Source organism: Saccharothrix tamanrassetensis, assembly GCF_014203665.1.
In the GTDB taxonomy this organism is placed as follows: Bacteria; Actinomycetota; Actinomycetes; order Mycobacteriales; family Pseudonocardiaceae; genus Actinosynnema; species Actinosynnema tamanrassetense.
The window spans coordinates 733,825-751,387 of record NZ_JACHJN010000001.1 but is presented as its reverse complement, the minus strand read 5'-3'; the positions used below and the strand labels follow the sequence as shown (position 1 = coordinate 751,387).

9 protein-coding genes are annotated in these 17,563 nt (G+C 71.4%); 4 read left to right on the top strand and 5 right to left on the bottom strand.

Annotated features, from left to right (window positions below; genetic code table 11):
- Positions 1-2: 2 nt before the first annotated feature.
- The 3 genes from FHS29_RS02955 to FHS29_RS02945 all read right to left on the bottom strand — a co-directional run bounded on the left by FHS29_RS02955 (position 3) and on the right by FHS29_RS02945 (position 10,358).
- The gene (locus FHS29_RS02955; RefSeq protein ID WP_446689057.1) at positions 3-7,544 is read right to left on the bottom strand and encodes a non-ribosomal peptide synthetase; all 7,542 of its coding nucleotides are present in this window, start codon (positions 7,542-7,544) and stop codon (positions 3-5) included.
- A gap of 92 nt (positions 7,545-7,636) precedes the next feature.
- Positions 7,637-8,902: a serine hydrolase domain-containing protein gene (locus FHS29_RS02950; RefSeq protein WP_184687918.1), complete on the bottom strand. Its 1,266-nt coding sequence runs from the start codon at positions 8,900-8,902 to the stop codon at positions 7,637-7,639.
- Positions 8,903-9,743: 841 nt separating this feature from the next.
- Positions 9,744-10,358, bottom strand: coding sequence for a GTP pyrophosphokinase (locus tag FHS29_RS02945; protein ID WP_184687916.1), 615 nt, complete (start codon positions 10,356-10,358; stop codon positions 9,744-9,746).
- Positions 10,359-10,637: 279 nt separating this feature from the next.
- Between FHS29_RS02945 and FHS29_RS02940 the strand changes: the two genes are divergently transcribed.
- Complete coding sequence (locus FHS29_RS02940; RefSeq protein ID WP_184687914.1) at positions 10,638-11,522, top strand: EamA family transporter; 885 nt, start codon at positions 10,638-10,640, stop codon at positions 11,520-11,522.
- Between the two features lie 53 nt (positions 11,523-11,575).
- On the opposite strand, the gene FHS29_RS02935 is transcribed toward FHS29_RS02940, so the two are convergent.
- Positions 11,576-12,079 carry an ATP-binding protein gene (locus FHS29_RS02935; RefSeq protein WP_184687912.1) on the bottom strand — a complete coding sequence of 168 codons (504 nt, stop codon included), beginning with the start codon at positions 12,077-12,079 and terminating at the stop codon, positions 11,576-11,578.
- 440 nt (positions 12,080-12,519) lie between these two features.
- A complete protein-coding gene (locus FHS29_RS02930; protein ID WP_184687911.1) occupies positions 12,520-13,065 on the bottom strand; it encodes a YceI family protein in 546 nt (181 codons plus the stop codon).
- Positions 13,066-13,153: 88 nt separating this feature from the next.
- On the opposite strand from FHS29_RS02930, the gene FHS29_RS02925 reads away from it, so the two are divergent.
- The 3 genes from FHS29_RS02925 (at position 13,154) to FHS29_RS02915 (ending at position 17,358) form a co-directional block, all read left to right on the top strand.
- Positions 13,154-13,645, top strand: coding sequence for a MarR family winged helix-turn-helix transcriptional regulator (locus tag FHS29_RS02925; protein WP_184687909.1), 492 nt, complete (start codon positions 13,154-13,156; stop codon positions 13,643-13,645).
- Between the two features lie 209 nt (positions 13,646-13,854).
- Positions 13,855-16,008 carry a fibronectin type III domain-containing protein gene (locus tag FHS29_RS02920; protein WP_184687908.1) on the top strand — a complete coding sequence of 718 codons (2,154 nt, stop codon included), beginning with the start codon at positions 13,855-13,857 and terminating at the stop codon, positions 16,006-16,008.
- 363 nt (positions 16,009-16,371) lie between these two features.
- Positions 16,372-17,358, top strand: a complete 987-nt coding sequence (locus FHS29_RS02915; protein WP_184687906.1) for an AAA family ATPase — start codon at positions 16,372-16,374, stop codon at positions 17,356-17,358.
- Positions 17,359-17,563: the final 205 nt, after the last annotated feature.

The following is a 17,563-nucleotide window of genomic DNA, read 5'->3' as shown; positions in this document are numbered from 1 at the left end:
GCTCACGCTTCCCGGTCGGCAAGGGCTTCGAGGTCGGCCAGGACCAGGTTCTCCACCAGGTCGGCCAGGCAGGACACGGTGCGGGCGGTCAGCACGTCGCGCGGCGACAGGTCGACGTCGAACGCCGCCTTGGTCCGGGACGTGATGCGCAGGCTGCGGATGGAGTCGCCGCCCAGCGCGAAGAAGCTGTCCTCCACGCCGACCCGGTCGACGTCCAGTTCGTCCGCCCAGATGGCCGCGATCGCCTCTTCGGTCTCGGTGCGGGGGGCGACGTACTCGGTGGAGGTGACCGCATCGCGCTCGGGCGCGGGGAGCGCGATGCGGTCCAACTTGCCGTTGGCGTTCAGCGGCAGTCGATCCAGTGCCACGAACGCCGTCGGAACCATGTGCTCCGGCAACGCACCCGAAGCATGACCGCGCAGTTCCGAAACTTGCACGGTCCCGTTCGGCACGTAGTAAGCCACCAAACGCTGTTCCTGCTCCAGCACAACGACCTGGGCGACCGCAGGATGCGCACCGAGTACGGCTTCGATCTCACCGAGTTCGATCCGGAACCCCCGGATCTTCACCTGGTGGTCCGCCCGGCCGAGGTAGTGCAGCCTGCCGTCGAGCCATTTGGCCAGGTCACCCGTGCGGTACATGCGAGAACCCGGTGTGCCGTAAGGGTTTGCGACGAACCGCGACGCGGTGAGCCCCGGCCGGTTCAGATACCCGCGGGCGAGCCCCGGTCCGGCCACGTACATCTCGCCGGTCACGCCGGGCGGCACCGGTTCCAGGTCCTCGTCCAGCACGTAGACCCGGAGGTCGGGGATGGGTTCTCCGATGGTGCCGTCGGCTGGTGTGTAGGTGACGTGGACGGTGGTTTCGGTGATGCCGTACATGTTGGTGAGTTGTCCGGTGCCGTGCCAGTTCTGGACTTTGTGCATGTCCAGGGCTTCGCCGCCGAAGATGACGTAGCGCGGGTCGGGCTGTTCGGGCAGCAACTGGTAGAACGCCGACGGCGTCTGGTTGAGCACCGTCACGCCTTCCTCACGGACCAGCCGCGCGAAGTCCTGCGGCGACCGCGAGACCTCGTACGGCACCACGACAAGCCGTCCGCCGTGCAGCAACGGTCCCCACAGTTCCCAGACGGAGAAGTCGAAGGCGTAGCTGTGGAACAGCGTCCAGACGTCGTCGGGTCCGAAGTCGAACCAGTGGTCGGTGGCCGAGAACAGCCGCACCACGTTGCCGTGCGGGATCACCACGCCCTTGGGCTTACCCGTCGAGCCGGACGTGTAGATCACGTACGCGGCGTTGTCCGGCGTCAGCCGCACGTCAGGGTCGGTGGCCGGGTATCCGGACAGGTCCGGCAGCCCGTCCAGCACCGCCACCGGCTGCGCGTCGGCGATCGTGCCCGCGATCCGGTCGGTCGGGTAGGTGGGGTCGATCGGCAGGTACGCCGCGCCCGACTTGAGCACGCCGAGCACCGCCACGACGAGGTCGATCGACCGGGGGAGTTGCAGCGCGACCAGGTGTTCCGGGCCGGCGCCCAGCCCGATCAGGTGGTGCGCCAACCGGTTGGCGCGTTCGTCCAGCTCACGGTAGGTCAACCGGTCGCCGGCCAGCGTCACCGCGATGTTGTCGGGCGTCCGGGCCGCCTGGGCGGCGAACAGCTGCGGGATGGTCGCGGAGGGCGCGCTGTCCCCGGTGCCGTTCCAGTCCACCAGCACCTGGCGGCGTTCCTCGTCGGACAGCCACGGCACCCGTGCCAACGGCCGGCCGGGATCCGAGATCAGGCCCACCAGCAGGGCTTTCAACCGCTCGCCGAGCCGGTCCACGGTCTGCGCGTCGAACATCGCGGGCTCGTAGCCGAGCAGCACGCCCAGCTTCTCGGCGGGGTAGACGGTGGCGCTCAACGGGAAGCTGGTCGTCTCGACGGCCTCCAGTTCCCGCAGCCCCATCCCGTCGGCGAGGTCGACCGGGTAGTTCTCGAAGATCACCGCGCTGTCGAACAGGTTCGTCCCGCCGGGCACGCCGCTCCACGCCTGCAAACGGGTCAACGGAACGTGCTCGAAACGGCGGGACTCCGCTTGCGCCGCTTGGAGTTCCCGGAGCCAGTCCGCCACCGGCCGGGTGCCGTCGATTTGAACCCTGACCGGCAGGGTGTTGATGAAGATGCCGGTGATGGCGTCCACGCCCGGCAGGTCGGCCGGCCGGCCGGACACCGTCGCGCCGAAGCACACGTCGCGCCGACCCGACGACCTGGCCAGCAGCAGCGCCCACGCGCCCTGCACGATGGCGCTGGGCGTCACGCGGTGCTCGCGGGCGAACCCGTACAGCCGCTCGGACTCGGCCTCGGTCAGCTCGACCGAGTGCCGGGCGGACGACGTGGCGGTGCCGATCGCGGGGCGGTCGGCGGGCAGCGGCGTGGGGGAGTCGAACGTGCCGAGCACCTGCCGCCAGTGCCGTTCGGCGGCCTCGTCGTCCTGCGCGGCCAGCCACGCCACGTAGTCCCGGAACGGCTGCCGCTCGACCGGCTCGCCCAGCACGTCGGACAGCACCTGGAACACGCTCCACCCGTCCAGGAGCACGTGGTGGAAGGTCCACAGCACCCGCACGGTCTCGGGCGCCAGCCTGATGATCGCGATCCGCATCAACGGTGCAACGCCCAGGTCGAAGCCGACCGACCGGTCGGCCGCGAGCAGCCGGTCCAGCCGCTCGGCCCGCGTCGGCGCGTCGAGCCCGCTCCAGTCCAGGAACGTGAACGGCACCTCGGCGTGCTCGTGCACCACCTGCAACGGCTCGCGGACGTCCTCCCAGAGCACGGAGCTGCGCAGCACCGGCGTCCGGTCGACCACCCGCTGCCAGGACCGGGCGAACGCCTCGGAGTCCGGCACGCCGTCCACGACGAACGTGGTCTGCTGGAAGTACACGCCCTGCTCGCCCAGGCCGTGGAACACCATGCCGGCCTGCATCGGCGTCAGCGGGTAGGCGTCCTCACCGGTGATCCGGTCCACCTGCTCCTGGGTGAGCCGGGCCAACGGGAAGTCCGACGGCGTGCGGCCACCCGCGCCGGGTTCCGCGCAGTGCGCCACGATCGCGCGCAGCGCCGCCGCGAACTGCTCGGCGAGCCGCGCGATCGTGGCCTCGTCGTGGTTGGCGTCGCTGTAGTGCCAGGAGAACTCCAGCCGATCGTCCTGCACCCGGCCCACGACGTCGATCAGGTGCGGTCGCGGCATGTCCGGGTCGGCCGCCAGGTCCAGATCCCGCTGATCGCCCGTGAACCGGCCCAGGTAGTTGAAGCTCACCGCCGGGTCGCACACCGGGCCGCCGGCGAGGTGGCGCAGCGCGCCGTAGCCGATGCCCCGGCCGGGCACCGCGCGCAACTGCTCCTTCACGGACTTCAGCGCTTCGCCCCACGAGCGCGGAACGTTCAGTGCCACCGGGAAGACCGTGGTGAACCAGCCGACCGTGCGGGACAGGTCGACGTCGTCGAACAGCTCTTCGCGGCCGTGGCCCTCCAGGTCCAGCAGGACCCGGTCCCGGCCCGTCCAGTCGGCCAGCACTCGACCCAGCGCGGTCAGCAGGACGTCGTTGACCTGCGTCCGGTACACGTCCGGCACGTCGCGCAGCAGTGCCGACGTCTCCGCTTCGGTGAGCCGCACGCTGACCTCGCGCCCCGTGGCGAAGGTGTTCGGCCCTTCCTTGTCGGTGGGGATGCCGTCACCCGAAACCGCGCTCCAGTAAGGCAGTTCGGCGTCGAACCCGCCCGAGGTGGTGTGGTCGTGCAGCCGCCGCGCCCAGTCCCGGAACGACGTCGTCTTCTGTCCGATGTGGACCTCGGCGCCCTCCAGCGCCTGCCGGTAGGCGGTCATCAGGTCTTCCGCCAGGATCCGCCACGACACGCCGTCGACCACGAGGTGGTGCGCGACCAGCCGGACGGACCGTTCGTCGACGACCTCGGCCCGCAGCAACGGATCGCGGTACCCGACGGGTTCGTCGACCTGGCGGTCGGCCTCGAACCGCATCCGCAACGCGTCGTGGTGCGCGATCAGCGCGTCCACCGCGGTCCGCAACGCCTCCGCGTCGATGTCGGCGTCGAACTCCACCACCAACGACTGCTCGAACAGGGTCGACCCGGTGCCGAGGAACCAGCGTTGGATGGGGGTGAGCGGCGCGGCCCCGGTGACCACTCCCTGATCGGTGGCCGGCGGCAGGTCACGGGTGACGTGCGGTGCCAGGGCGGCGATCGTCTGGTGCGCGAAGATGTCCCGCGACGTCAGCACGAGGCCGGCCTGGCGGGCGCGGGTGACCACCTGGATGCCGAGGATGGAGTCGCCGCCCAGCGCGAAGAAGTTGTCCCGCACGCCGACCCGTGCCGCGCCGAGCACTTCGGCGAACACGTCCGCCAGCACGGCCTCCACGGGGGTGCGCGGTGCGACGTAGACGCGGGGCTCCTCCGGCGGCGCCGGCAGGTTGTCCCGGTCGAGCCGGTCGAGCCCGACGAACGTCGTCGGCACGCTGTGCGCGGGCAGCACCTGGCTCAGGAACCCCTCCAGGGCAGCCGGCAGCACCGATGGCGTCACGTAGGCGACCAGCCGTCGGTCGGTGGCCACCACCGCCGCGTCGGTGACCTCGTGGTGCCGGCGCAACGCCTCTTCCACGGCGGCCAGGTCGACCCGCATGCCCTTGATCCGGACCGTGTCGTCCGGCGGGAAGTCCAGCTCCACCAGCCGGCGCAACGGCCGGTCCGGGTCGTCGACCACGCCGTGCAGCAACGATTCCAGGTCGTCGGCCAGCAGTTCGACGGTCGACGCGTCGAACAGGTCGGTGTTGTACTCCACGGTCAGCGTCAGCGAGTCGTCCTGCGGCCAGAACTCCACCACCAGGTCGAACCGGGCGTTCGGGCGCGGCAGGTCGTGCTCGGCCACCGCCAGGCCGCCGAAGTCGTCGCGGCGCAGCAAGGGCTGGTGCAACGCCACGACGGCCTGCACCAGCGGCGTGCGGCTCGGGTCCGGGTCGGGGCCCAGCTCCGCCACCACCCGGTCGAACGGCACGTCGTCGTGCGCGAACGCCTCCAGCACGGTGCCCCGGACGTGGTCCAGGAACCCGGTGAACGGCAGCTCCGGGTCGACCCACGAGCGCAGCACCAGCGTGCGGACGAAGAACCCGACCGCCCGCTCCAGGTCCGCGTGGTCCCGGCCCGAGGTGACAGTGCCGAGCGCGATGTCCCGCTGCCTGCTGCGTGCCGACAGCAGCACCTGCACGGCGGCGGTGAGCGTCATGAACAGCGTGGCGTCGTGTGCGCGCCCGACGCCGGTCAGCCGTTCCACCAGGTCCGCGCCCAGCGGACGGCGCAGCACCGCGCCGGACGTCGTGCGCAACGGGGGCCGTGGCCGGTCGGTGGGCAGGTCCAACGCCTCCATCCCGGCCAGCCGGTCCTTCCAGTACGCCACATCACCCGGCGGACGCCCCGCGTCCCACACCGCGAAGTCCGGGTACTGGGCGGAAGGCGAGGCCGGCTCGACCCCGGCGTAGAGGTCCGCCAACTCGTCCAGCAGCACGCCGACCGACCAGCCGTCGGTCACGATGTGGTGCTGCACCAACACCAGGACGTGCTCATCCGGTCCCAGTTGCTTCAGCACCGCACGCGTCAACGGCCCCTGCCGCAGGTCGAACGGCACCGCGAGCTCCCGTTCGTCACCCACGACCAGCGGGATCGTGCCGTGTGGCGCGACGACCTGGACCGGCGCACCGTCGACGATGTCGAACGTGGTGCGCAACGCGTCGTGCCGCTGCGCCAGGGCGTCGAGGGCCTTCTCCAGCCTCGCCACGTCCAGCGAACCGGTCAGCCGCAGCCCCACCGCCGTGTTCTGCTCCGCGGTGCCGTCCAACGAGAACAACCGGCGCTGCGCCGGGGACAGCGGCAGCGCCTGGTCACGCGGCACCCGGGGGATCGGCTGGTGCGTCGGCAGCACCTCGGCCAGCGCCGCCACCGTCCGGTGCTGGAACATCGCCCGCACCGGCAGCCCACCGAGCCGCCCCAGCGCCCGCACGGCGAGGATCGAGTCCCCGCCCAGTGCGAAGAAGTCGTCGTGCGCGCCGACGTGGGGCACACCCAGCACGTCCGACCACACCTGCGCCACCCGGCGCTCGTCCTCCGTGCGAGGAGCGACGAAGTCCTCCGGCACGTCGCCGACGACCGGCGCGGGCAGCGCGGCCCGGTCGAGCTTCCCGTTGGGGCTCAACGGGAACGCATCGAGCGACACGAACGCCGACGGCACCATGTAGTCCGGCAGGGTCCCGGACAGGTGCTCCCGCAACCCGTCTGTCCCGCCCACCACGTACGCGACCAGCCGCTTCGGCTCGTCGCGCGCCACCACCACGGCCTGCCGCACGGCCGGGTGCTCCCGCAGCAGCGCCTCGATCTCGCCCGGCTCCACCCGGAAGCCGCGGATCTTCACCTGGTGGTCGGCCCGTCCGACGAACGCCAACTCGCCGTCGTCGCGCACCCGCACCACATCGCCGGTGCGGTACATCCGGGAACCCGGCGGACCGAACGGGTCCGCGAGGAACCGCGACGCGGTCAGCCCCGGACGCCCCAGGTAGCCACGGGCCAACCCCACCCCCGTGACGTACAGCTCGCCCTCCGCGCACGCCCGGAGCTCGTCGTCCAGCACCCGCACCTCGGTGCCGGGGATCGGCCGCCCGATCGGCGGCGGACCGCCCGGCGTCAGCGGCGAACTCCAGCTCGTGACGACGGTGGACTCGGTCGGCCCGTAGGCGTTGATCATCCGACGCCCCGGTGCCCACCGCTCGACCAGGTCCGGCGAGCAGGCGTCACCACCCACGATCAACGTGCGGAAGCCGGATAACCGCCGGTGCGGCACGGTGGCCAGCGCGACCGGCGGGATCAGCGCGTGCGTCACCCCGAAGTCCTCGATCACGTCCGCGAGCTGCTCGCCGAGCAGCGGGCCCTCCGGCGGCACGACCAGCGCGGCTCCGGCCGGCAGCGCCATGCACAGCTCCAGCACGGAGGCGTCGAAGCTGGGGGAGGAGAACTGGAGCACCCGGTCGCCCGGCCGGACGTCGAAGTGCGCCACCTCGGCGGCGGAGAACGCGGGCAGACCCCGGTGCGTCACCACCACGCCCTTCGGCTTGCCGGTGGAGCCCGACGTGTAGATCACGTACGCCGGGGAGTCCGGGTGGATCGGCACGCCCGGGTCGGTGTCCGGCCGGTCGCCGGCGTCCAGCGGACCGTCCAGCACCAGCAGCGGCTGCGCGTCGGCGAGCATGAACCCGATCCGCTCCGCCGGGTAGGCGGGGTCCACCGGCAGGTAGGCCGCGCCCGTCTTGAGCACCGCCAGCCGTGCGACGACGTTGTCCACAGACCTCGGCAGGGCGACCGCCACCACCCGTTCCGGGCGGGCGCCCTCGGCGATCAGCCGGTGCGCGAGCCGGTTGGCCCGCGCCTCCAGCTCCCGGTAGGTGACCGTCTCCTCGGCGGACACGATCGCGGGTGCGTCGGGTGTGCGTTCGACCTGCGCACCCACCGCTCTCGGCAGGTTCTGGGCAGACGTCATCGCGAGCAGAGCCTTTCTAGGGGTTCGGGCGGGCGGCGTTGTACCCGCGACGAGGTGTGTTCAAACGTGATTCTTCAGACCATTTCCGGAACCTGCCTGCGCGCCAACCGCCCGCCGATCTGGATCCACTCGATCCCACCGTCGCGAGGGTTGCGCAGGAAACGGCCGGTCTGGCTCGTGTCGCCGGTGTCGGAATCCCGCATGGCGAACACCAGGCCGTCGAACAACGACAGGTCCGCGAACGGCTCGCCGTCCACCGTGAGCTTGAGCACTTCTCGCTCCGTGGGCTGCACCGAATACTCGGTGTCCCCGTTGACGAAGCTGCCAGCGCAGTCGTCCGGGGGCTCGATCGGCTCGCGCAGCGCGCGCAATCCGTCGTAATCGCCCACCGGCAGCCCGGCCGCCACCAATTCCGGCACCAAGTCCCGCCACAGCGCGAACCCGCTGCTGCCGTTGGTGGTCAGCGCCACCACCGTGCCGTCCTCGGGATTGATCCGGAGGTGGCACGAGGTGCCGTCGGCGGTGCCGTCGTGACCCACCCAGACCGTGCCGTCGCGCTCGTACAGCGCGAGCCCCAGCCCCCAGCCGTCGGCCATCCCGAACGGTTCGGCATGCCGAACCGGGGTCCGCATGAGCGCGAGGTCGTCGGGGTCGACGAGCTGCGGCGACGCCCCGGCGAGCATCCGGCCGAACGTCACCAGCTCGGTGGCGCTGGCCGCCAGCGCCCCGGCCGGCGCGTCCACGAGTTCCAGCGACTGCCGCACCGGCACGACCCGCTTCAGCGGCCCGTTGACGGCGTGCCCGAGGACCACCCCGGGTTCGGCGTCGGGTCCTACGGTGAAGTGCGGCGTCAACCCCAGAGGACGCAGCAGTACCGCGTCCACCGCCTCCCACCAGGACATTCCGGTCGCGACCTCGATCAGGTGGCCGACCAGCACGTAGCCGATGTTGGAGTACGAGAAGCCCGCGCCCGGCTGGTGCAGCGGTACCAGGTTGCGACCCGCTTCGAGCGCGTGCCGGCGCAGCGAGGTGGTGCGCACGTCGTCCGGGTCGGAGGGCAGACCGCCGGTGTGGCTGAGCAGATGGCGCAACGTGAGCGGGTGGTCGACGTCCGGCAGGGGGGTGTCGAGGTCGAGGTCGCCATCGGAGACCAGCGCCATGGCGACGGTCGCGGTGAAGGTCTTGGTGATCGAGCCGATGGGTACGGCGGCATCAGTTGGCAACCCGACCTCGGTGGTCCACAGCTGTCCGCCAGGTCGGTGCACGGCGAGCTGTGCGCCGGGCACAAGATGGTCGCGGACCAGCCCCGCTAATCGGCGTGCGATGCGTTCGGTGTCCATCACAGATCAGATCCTTCGGAAGAATGAGCCATTTGGCTGCGAGCCAACGTTGACGGCCGTTACGGGATCATCGCGACCGCCAAACGGAGCATCTGACGGATATAGATTCCCCGGTTTGTGCGAGCGTAACCACACGTTCTCGAAGCGATCTTCGGCGTTCACCCTAATGGCCTGGTTTGGACTGACCAGTTCCGTAATCGCAAGCCGTTCGCGAGCATTATTCGTAGTGACCCGGCATGAGATATCTGTCAACAGGTAATGGCTCCGAGTGGCGTACCCCACAGGTCCATTTTTTGCCGATCAGCGGATTTCCGAACAATTCTTCGCCAACCCGTAACCTCCGCCGGCGGCGGTCGTTTGCCCCTTAGTGGGCACGCTCCGTGAAGTGACCCGTGAGTAGGTCGCACCGCAGCCGATCACCATTCCCGACGAAGGCCGTCCGCGACGAAGCGGAGGACCCTCCGGGCGACGGTGCGCGCGTAGGACCACCAGTCGCGCCGACGCGCAGCACCGGCAGCCGCGCGCAGCGCACACCCCACCCCTGCATGTCATCCTTGCTGGCAAGCCCGTCCGGCGAGGACGCCCTTCAACCCCCGCTCCGAGCCCGAGCCGCTTCCAAGCAAGGCCGCTCCAAGCCCGAGCCGCAGTGGGCCTACCCGCCCCAAACCCCGAGCCCACCCCGGACACGGCCACCTTCAACCCCGGGCCGCCCTCGGTCGCAGCACCTCAGTGCCGGCCGCGGTCGGTCCCAGCACCTCAGCCGCAGCACCTCAGTCCCAGGGTGGACCTCAGCCTGGCCGTTCCCAACTCCCAGGCCCGGGCGCCCCGCCCCCAGCCACCTTCAGTCCCGCTGAACCTTCAGGTGCAGCGACTCCATCCGCGCATCCAGCTCCGCCGCGATCGCCGCCGTACTGGTCAACTCGTCCACGAACCCCGCCGGCACCTGATCGTCGTACTTGTAGAACAGCTTGTGCTCCAACGTCGCCCAGAAGTCCATGGCGATGGTCCGCAGCTGCACCTCCACCTTCACGTGCTCCACCCGGTCCGACAGGAACACCGGGATGCGCACGATCAGGTGCAGGCTCCGGTACCCGTTCGGCTTCGGGGCTGCGATGTAGTCCTTCGTCTTCAGGATCTCCACGTCGTTCTGCCGCGCCAGCATGTCCCGCACCCGGTACACATCGGACACGAACGGGCACACCACGCGCACGCCCGCCACGTCGTCCAGGTGCTCCGCCGCCAACGCCAGGTCCGCGGCCAACCCCTTGCGCCGCAGCTTCTCCAGGATCGCCTCGGGTCGCTTCACCCGCTGCGTGACGTGCTCGATCGGGTCGTGGCGGTGCACGAGGTCGAACTCCTCGCTGAGGATCCGGAGCTTCGTCATGAGCTCTTCGACCGCAAACTTGTAGACCACGAGGGACCGCCGCAGCAGGTCATCCGCGACGCCGATGTCCATGATCCCAGCGTACCGATCCGGTAGGATGCCGAACGTGAACACCCACTGGCACGTCGTTCTCCCGCCGCCCGTCGCCTGACGGGCGCACCCCCCGGCACCGCACTTCCGGCACCGCACCGGCCACGTCGGCCACACCCCGGACCCAGCGCACCGCTGACCTCTCACACCGCCGGCCACCCGAGCCGACGAACCACGCCGACGAAGCCACGCCGACACCCGTACCGCCACCACCGTGCGCCCGTTCGCGCCCTCACCCGTCTTTCCGCGAACGGAGAACCCGTGTCATCCCCAGTGGTACGAGCACGCCTTCACCTCACCCACGGCCCGCTCCCGATCCTGGCCGCATGCGTCCTGTGGGGCACCACCGGCACCGTCAGCTCCCTGGCACCCGCATCCGCCCCCGCCTCGGCGGTAGGCGCGGCGGGTTTGGTGATCGGCGGCTGCCTCCTCTTCCTCACCGCACGGGGCACCCGTACGGTGCTGCGCACCGCCGACCACCGACTGCTGGCCCTGGGTGCCCTCACTGTCGCCGGCTACGCCCTGGCGTTCTACCCGGCCGTGGCGCGCACGGGTGTGGCAGTGGCCACCACCGTGGCCTTGGCCACCGCACCGATCGTGCTCGGCCTCAAAGCCCGCCCGCTGGTCACCCTGACCGCCGTCGCGGGCTGCGCCGTCCTCGTACTCGGCGGCGGTGACACCCACGTCGACCTCGTCGGCGTCGCCCTGGCCCTGATCGCCGGACTCTCGTACGCCGCCTACTCGGTGATCTGCGCCCACCTCATCCGCCAGGGCCACCCGTCACGGGCCGTCGTCGGCACCGTGTTCGGCGGCGCATCGATCCTCACCCTGCCGGTGCTGCTCGCGCTCGGCATCGGCTGGATCGCCAGCGGACCGGGCATCGCCGTCGTGGTTCACCTCTCGGTGTTCACCACCTTCGCGGCCTACCTGCTGTTCGGCCGCGGCCTGCGACACACCGGCGCAGCCGCGGCAACCACCCTCACCCTCGCCGAGCCCGCCGTAGCCGCCGTCTTGGGCGTAGTCGTGCTGCACGAACGGCTACCGCTCATCTCCTGGTGCGGCATGGCCCTGTTGGGCGTCGCCCTGGCCGCCCTCGCCCGCCCCGCAGCTCCAGCCACCAGTACCACTGACCAGCCAGACCTCTGACCACCTACCGCACCCACACCACCTGCGGCACCGCACCGAACGGCGGCGCCCCCTCAGTCGGGGCGCCGCCGTTCGGCCCCGCCCAACCCGTACAAGATCCGCTGGATCAGCTCCGGATCCACATCCGGCTCGTCACCCAACTTCTCCGCAGCCGGCGACCGCCGAGGCTCCCGGCGCGGCAACGGCACAGCCGAGGCGTTCATCCCCGACGGCAACGTCAGCTCGCACCACGCCAACCGGCCACCCGCCGTCAGGTCCACCAACCCGGCCCGCCCGCCCGCCAGCTCCGGCGGCAACGCCACCCGCGAACCCTCGACCTCGACCACCAGGTGGCCGCCGCTCAACCGCAGCCGCACCAGCAGCAGCGCGGGAGCCCGCGGATCGGCCACGTCCACCGCCGCGCCGACCAGCCGGCGCACGGTCTGCGCGGCCTCGTCCTGCATCGACCGCAGCCGCCACTCGCCCAGCGAGAAGCGGACGAACATGTCCGCGACGTTGACCGCGGTGGGCAGCGCGACGAGCCGAAGGTCGTCGACCTGTTCGGTCTGGGCGTTCACACCGGTCCCTCCTCGCCTGCGTCCGGCGCGTGCTGCGCCAGATGGTGCCATGAGTACAGCCCTGGTCACCCACGTGGTCCAGACCCCGTGAACGGACCGTGTCCGGATCGAGCTGTACGCCGGCGTCGACCGGGGTGGACCCCGGCGTCACGTCTTAGTACGCAGGACTGGGGGCTCATGGTTCACTGCCTGTCACAGCGGCGTCGGCAAAATACCGAAATGCGTGATCGACCGGAATATCAGGGTCCGCCCGACGGCTCCGCGCACCATGTCCTCGACACCCCGCAGGACACCTTCACCTGCGACGCACCGCACGCCCACCTGCGACGCGCGCACACGCTCACCTGCGGCGCAGGGCGCGCCCACCTTCGACGCGCCCCTCGCGCACACGCAAAAGGGGCCTGCCGGCAGTGCCGGCAAGCCCCTGGTGAACGTGCTGCTCAGGCCTGGAGGGCGGCCTCGATCTCCAGCAGGATCGTGATCTTGTCGCCCACCGCCGCGCCCGCCGCGCCACCGGTGACGCCGAAGTCCTTGCGGCTGATCTCGGTGCTGGCGGAGAAGCCCGCGACCTTGGCGCCCTCGAAGCCGTCGCCGAAGCCGTTCAGCTCCAGCTCCAGCGTCACGGCCTTGGTCACGCCGCGCAGGGTCAGTTCGCCGTCGACCAGGAAGCCCTCGTTGTGGGTGCGCACGCCGGTCGAGGTGAAGGTCAGCTCCGGGAACTTCTCCACGTCCAGGAAGTCCTCGCCCTTGACGTGGGCGTCGCGCTGGCCGTTCTTGGTGTTGATCGACGCGGTGCTGATCTTCGCGTTGACCGTGGACTCCAGCGGGTTCTCCGCGGTCACGATCGTGCCCTCGAACGTGTCGAAGTGGCCGCGGACCTTGGAGACGCCGAGGTGGCGGACCACGAAGGAAACGTCCGAGTGCACCGGGTCGATCGCCCACGTGCCCGCGAGGTAGCCGGGGATCTGCACAGTCTGCGTGGTCATGGTGTCCTTCTCCGTCGGTCTGGTTGAACTCTCAACCGAACATAGCGCATCCTGGTTGAGGGTTCAACAACGCCCGTATGATGGAGGCATGAGCGAAGTGCGGTGGCTGAGCGCCGATGAGCAGCGGGTTTGGCGTGGCTTCATGACCGCCGTGACCAAGTTCACCGAACACCTGGACCGGCAGATGCAGCGCGACTCCGGGATGCCCATGGCGTACTACGAGATCCTGGTCGCGCTGTCCGAGGCCCCGGACCGCGCGCTGCGGATGAGCGAGCTGGCGCTGAACTGCCACTCGTCACGCAGCAGACTCTCCCACGCCGTGGCGAAGCTGGAGAAGGAGGGTTGGGTGCAGCGGCGGGCGTGCGACTCGGACCGGCGCGGCTCCATCGCCCGGCTCACCGATCGCGGCTTCGCCGTGCTGGAGGCCGCCGCGCCTGGCCACGTGACGGCCGTCCGCGAGCACCTCTTCGACGTGCTGACCGCCGAGCAGCTCGGATCCCTCCGGGAGATCAGCCAGGCGATGGAGAACGGGCTCCAGACCGAGTGCGCCAAGGCACGCGCGGAGATCGGCGAGTTCTGAACCGCTTCCCCCCTCGCTCCGAATGCCTCGGGGAGCAGTCGTCCCCCGCCCGAGGCGGCGGTGATCACCCGCGCGAGGCAGGCGCGACCACCCGCGAGAGGAGTGGGCGGTCCGATGTGGACGCATCCGGCGCATGACCCGGTGGGCCGAGCGGAGCATATCGGCAGCTCCGCCCCGAAATGTCGGACCTGCGCGTTAACATCCGCGCCGTGGGGTTGAAGCTGGGTGGGATCGCGCGCCGCGTGGTCGGTACGGGCCGACGCGAGTCGGCCAGTTTCGGCGCGGCCGTGCTCGGTGTGCTGCTGCTCGCGGGCGCGGCGCTGGGTGACGGCATCTCCCGTACCGCGGTGGACGTCTCCGACGGCCTGACCTGGCTCAACGACGACCAGCGCGGCGAGGTCGTGCAGGTCAACCCCAGCTCCGGCAAGCCGCAGACGCGCCTGCAGGTCAGCGGCCCCGACGGGCAGCTGGAGATCGCGCAGTCCGACGACAAGCTGATCGTGCTCGACCGGCGCACCGGCGAGATCACCGTGATCGACCTGGCGACCCTGCTGGCCAGTGGCCGCCGGCAGGCGCCCGCCGGAGGGTCCGCCAAGGTGATCATCGTGGCCGACCGGGTCTTCGTGGTCGACCGCGCGGCAGGCACCGTGCACAACGTCGACCCGGTGACGCTGGCCGACATCGGCGAGCCGTGGCGGGCCGGGCAGCCGCTGGCCGACGTGGTGGCCGACGACCGGGGCGTGGTGTGGGCCGTGGACCACGGCGGCAACCTGCACGCCCTGGAGTGGGCCGACGAGGACCGCAGGTTCCGGGAGCGGTCCAACCGGCCGGTGCCCGGAGCCGGACCGCGCACCGCCCTGGTGCCGCACGAGCGCGGCGTGACCCTGCTCGGCCTGGAGGGCGGCGTGGTCGTGCGGGACGGCACGAACCGCGACCTGACCGCCGGCACCGCGTCGCTGTCCGGTGAGGTGCTGGCCGCGCACACCAGCCCGACCGGGCTGGTGCCGGCCGCGGTACCGGACGCGGGCGCCGTCGTCCTGGTCTCCGACGACGACGTGCTGCGGGTCGACATGGGGCAGTTCGGCTGCTCGCGCCCCGGCCGTCCCGCGGTGTTCCGCGACCGCGTCTACGTGCCGTGCCGCGGCGTGGGCAAGGTCGTGGTGCTGGACCGCTCCGGCGGGCGCGGCAGCGAGGACGTGCGGACGTCCGGCTCCGGCGACCCGGAGCTGGTGTTCGACGACGGCAAGCTGTTCATCAACACCCCCGGCGCCGACTCGGGCGTGATCGTCGACTCCGACGGCCGCACCCGCGACGTGGTGATCCGCAGCCCCGAGCTGCCGGTCACCGACCCGGACCGGTCGCCGATCCCGAGCGTGCCCAGCCCGCCACCGCCGCGCCCGGACCCGCCGACGCGGGACAACCGGCGCGGTGGCCAGGACACGCCGGCCGCGACCACCACCACCGACGTGCCGGTGACGACGCCGAGCGCCGGTCAGACGGGTGTCGCGCCGGGCCGTCCGCCGGGGGTGACGGTCAGCCAGACGTCGAACAACGGGACGAACGTCGTGGTGCGCGTGACGTGGGGCCCGGCTCCGGACAACGGCGAGCGGGTCGACGGCTACTCGGTGACCGCGACCGGTGCGTTCAGCGGCGGCACCAAGACCTCGCAGGTGGCCGGCACGTCGGCGGACCTGACGCTGCCCTGCGGCGGGACGACGTTCTGCAACAGCGGGCGACTGGACGTGTCCGTCGCGGCCTACAACCGGCTCGGTGCGGGCGAGCCCGCCACCGCGTCGTGGACCGTGCGGCCGCCGGTCGTGGCGCCGCCCACGACCACCGTGCCGCCCCCGACCACCACGACACCGCCGCCGGTGGTGCCGACCACCACGACGACCGTGCCGCCGCCCACCACGACCACGACACCGCCCCCACCGAGCCTGCCCGCGGCGGGCGCGACGGTGATCACCAGTCTGGTCGCGACCGGCGACATGTTCTCCCGCCAGGTCAACATGGCGCCGCCGCCGGACTGGGCGAACCACAACGGCCGGTGCGAGGTGGTGAACACGACCCACGGCTACTCGGTCGAGATCCCGTGTTCGGCCACGTCGGCGCAGATCTACGTGGACGTCGGCGCGAACCGCGTCGTGGTGCGGGCGTACGCGGCGACGGGCAGCGGCTCGGTGGACTCCAACTACCGCAGCGCGCGCGTGATCGAGGAGGAGCCGTGTCCGGGCGGCAAGATCTGCCAGCCGCGCCGCGCTCCTTCGTCGGAGAGCACGCCGCTGGTGGGCGGTGGCATCGGGCTGCTCGCCACGGCCTGGCTGCTGGGCGTCCGTGACCGACGCAGGCGGAACGAGCCGTGACGAACCCGGACGCCCCGTGATGCCCGCGACGAGTTCCACCCTGGCTCGGCGGTTCGACTATCCGCGCCGCTCGGTCCGGATGCCGCGCGCCGCCATGGCCGGCGTGCTGCGAGGCCGCATGACCTGGAGCCCGACGCTGCGCAGTGGCGTGGCCCCGAACCCGGCGCCATCGGTCAGTGCCGGCTCGGGTCCGGTTCCCCGCAGCGCCGTGAGCCGGGGCCCGACTTCGCGCCGTGAGCCGGGCTCGGCTTCCGTCGCTGCAACGGATCGCGGGCGGCTCGCGATGTCCCCGTCGGCGGAGAGGCTCGGGACGGTCGCACGGTCGGTGTGCGGCGGGGTGCGCGGCGAGGGGTACGGCGAACAGTGACGACTACGGCGGTTCCGGCGATCGGCGAGGACGAGATCGCGGCGTTCCGCGTTCTGCACGGCCGGCTCGGCGACGCGGTGGAGACCGCGGTCCGGGGCAAGCGGGACGTGGTGGACCTGGTGCTGGTGTCGATGTTCGCGGGCGGTCACGTGCTGCTCGAAGACGTGCCGGGCACCGGCAAGACGACGTTGGCGCGGGCGGTCGCGGGAGCGTTGGGCGGGGTGTCGCGGCGCGTGCAGTTCACGCCGGACCTGCTGCCCTCGGACGTCACCGGGACCTCGGTCTACGACCCGCAGACCGGCCAGGTCAAGTTCCGGCCGGGGCCGGTGTTCGCGAACATCGTGCTGGCCGACGAGATCAACCGGGCCGCCGCCAAGACCCAGTCGGCGCTGCTCGAAGTGATGGAGGAGCGCACGGTCACCGTCGACGGCGTGGCGCACGCGGTGCCCGCGCCGTTCCTGGTGGTGGCCACGCAGAACCCGATCGACCTGGACGGCACCTACCGCCTGCCGGAGGCGCAGCTCGACCGGTTCATGCTGCGCACCTCCATCGGCTACCCGAGCACCGAGCACGAGCTGGACGTGCTGCGGCCGGGCAGTGGCGCTGGGTTCGTCGGCGCGGTGCCGACCGTGTCGAACCCGCACGTGGTCGCCGAGTACGGCCGCCGGCTCCAGACGCTGCACGTGGCCGAGCCGATCCTGCGCTACATCGGCGAGTTGGGCACGGCCTCGCGCGCGGACGACCGGCTGCGGCTGGGTGCGAGCACCCGGGGGCTCAAGGCCCTGGTGCGCTGCGTGCAGGTGTACGCGGCGGCGCAGGGCAGGCATTTCGCCGTGCCCGCTGACGTGCAGGCGCTGGTCGTGCCGGTGCTGGCGCACCGCCTGGTGTTGACCCGGGAAGCGCAGCTGGCGGGCACCACCACCGAGGAGGTGCTGGGCGACGTCCTGGCGGGTGTGGCGGTGCCGCGACCGTCGGCGCGATGACCGGGGTCCGGCCGACCGCTCCCGACCCGGACGCGATGACCGGGAGTCAGCCGATCGCACCCGACCCGACGGCACCTGGTCCGGACGCGACGACAGGGCTTCGGCCGACCGGACCTGGTTCGGACGCGAAGGCAGCCGGCGGGCGGACCGCACGCGACCTGGAAGGGGCGACGAGCGCCCGGCGGGCCGCACGCGCTTCGAGCGC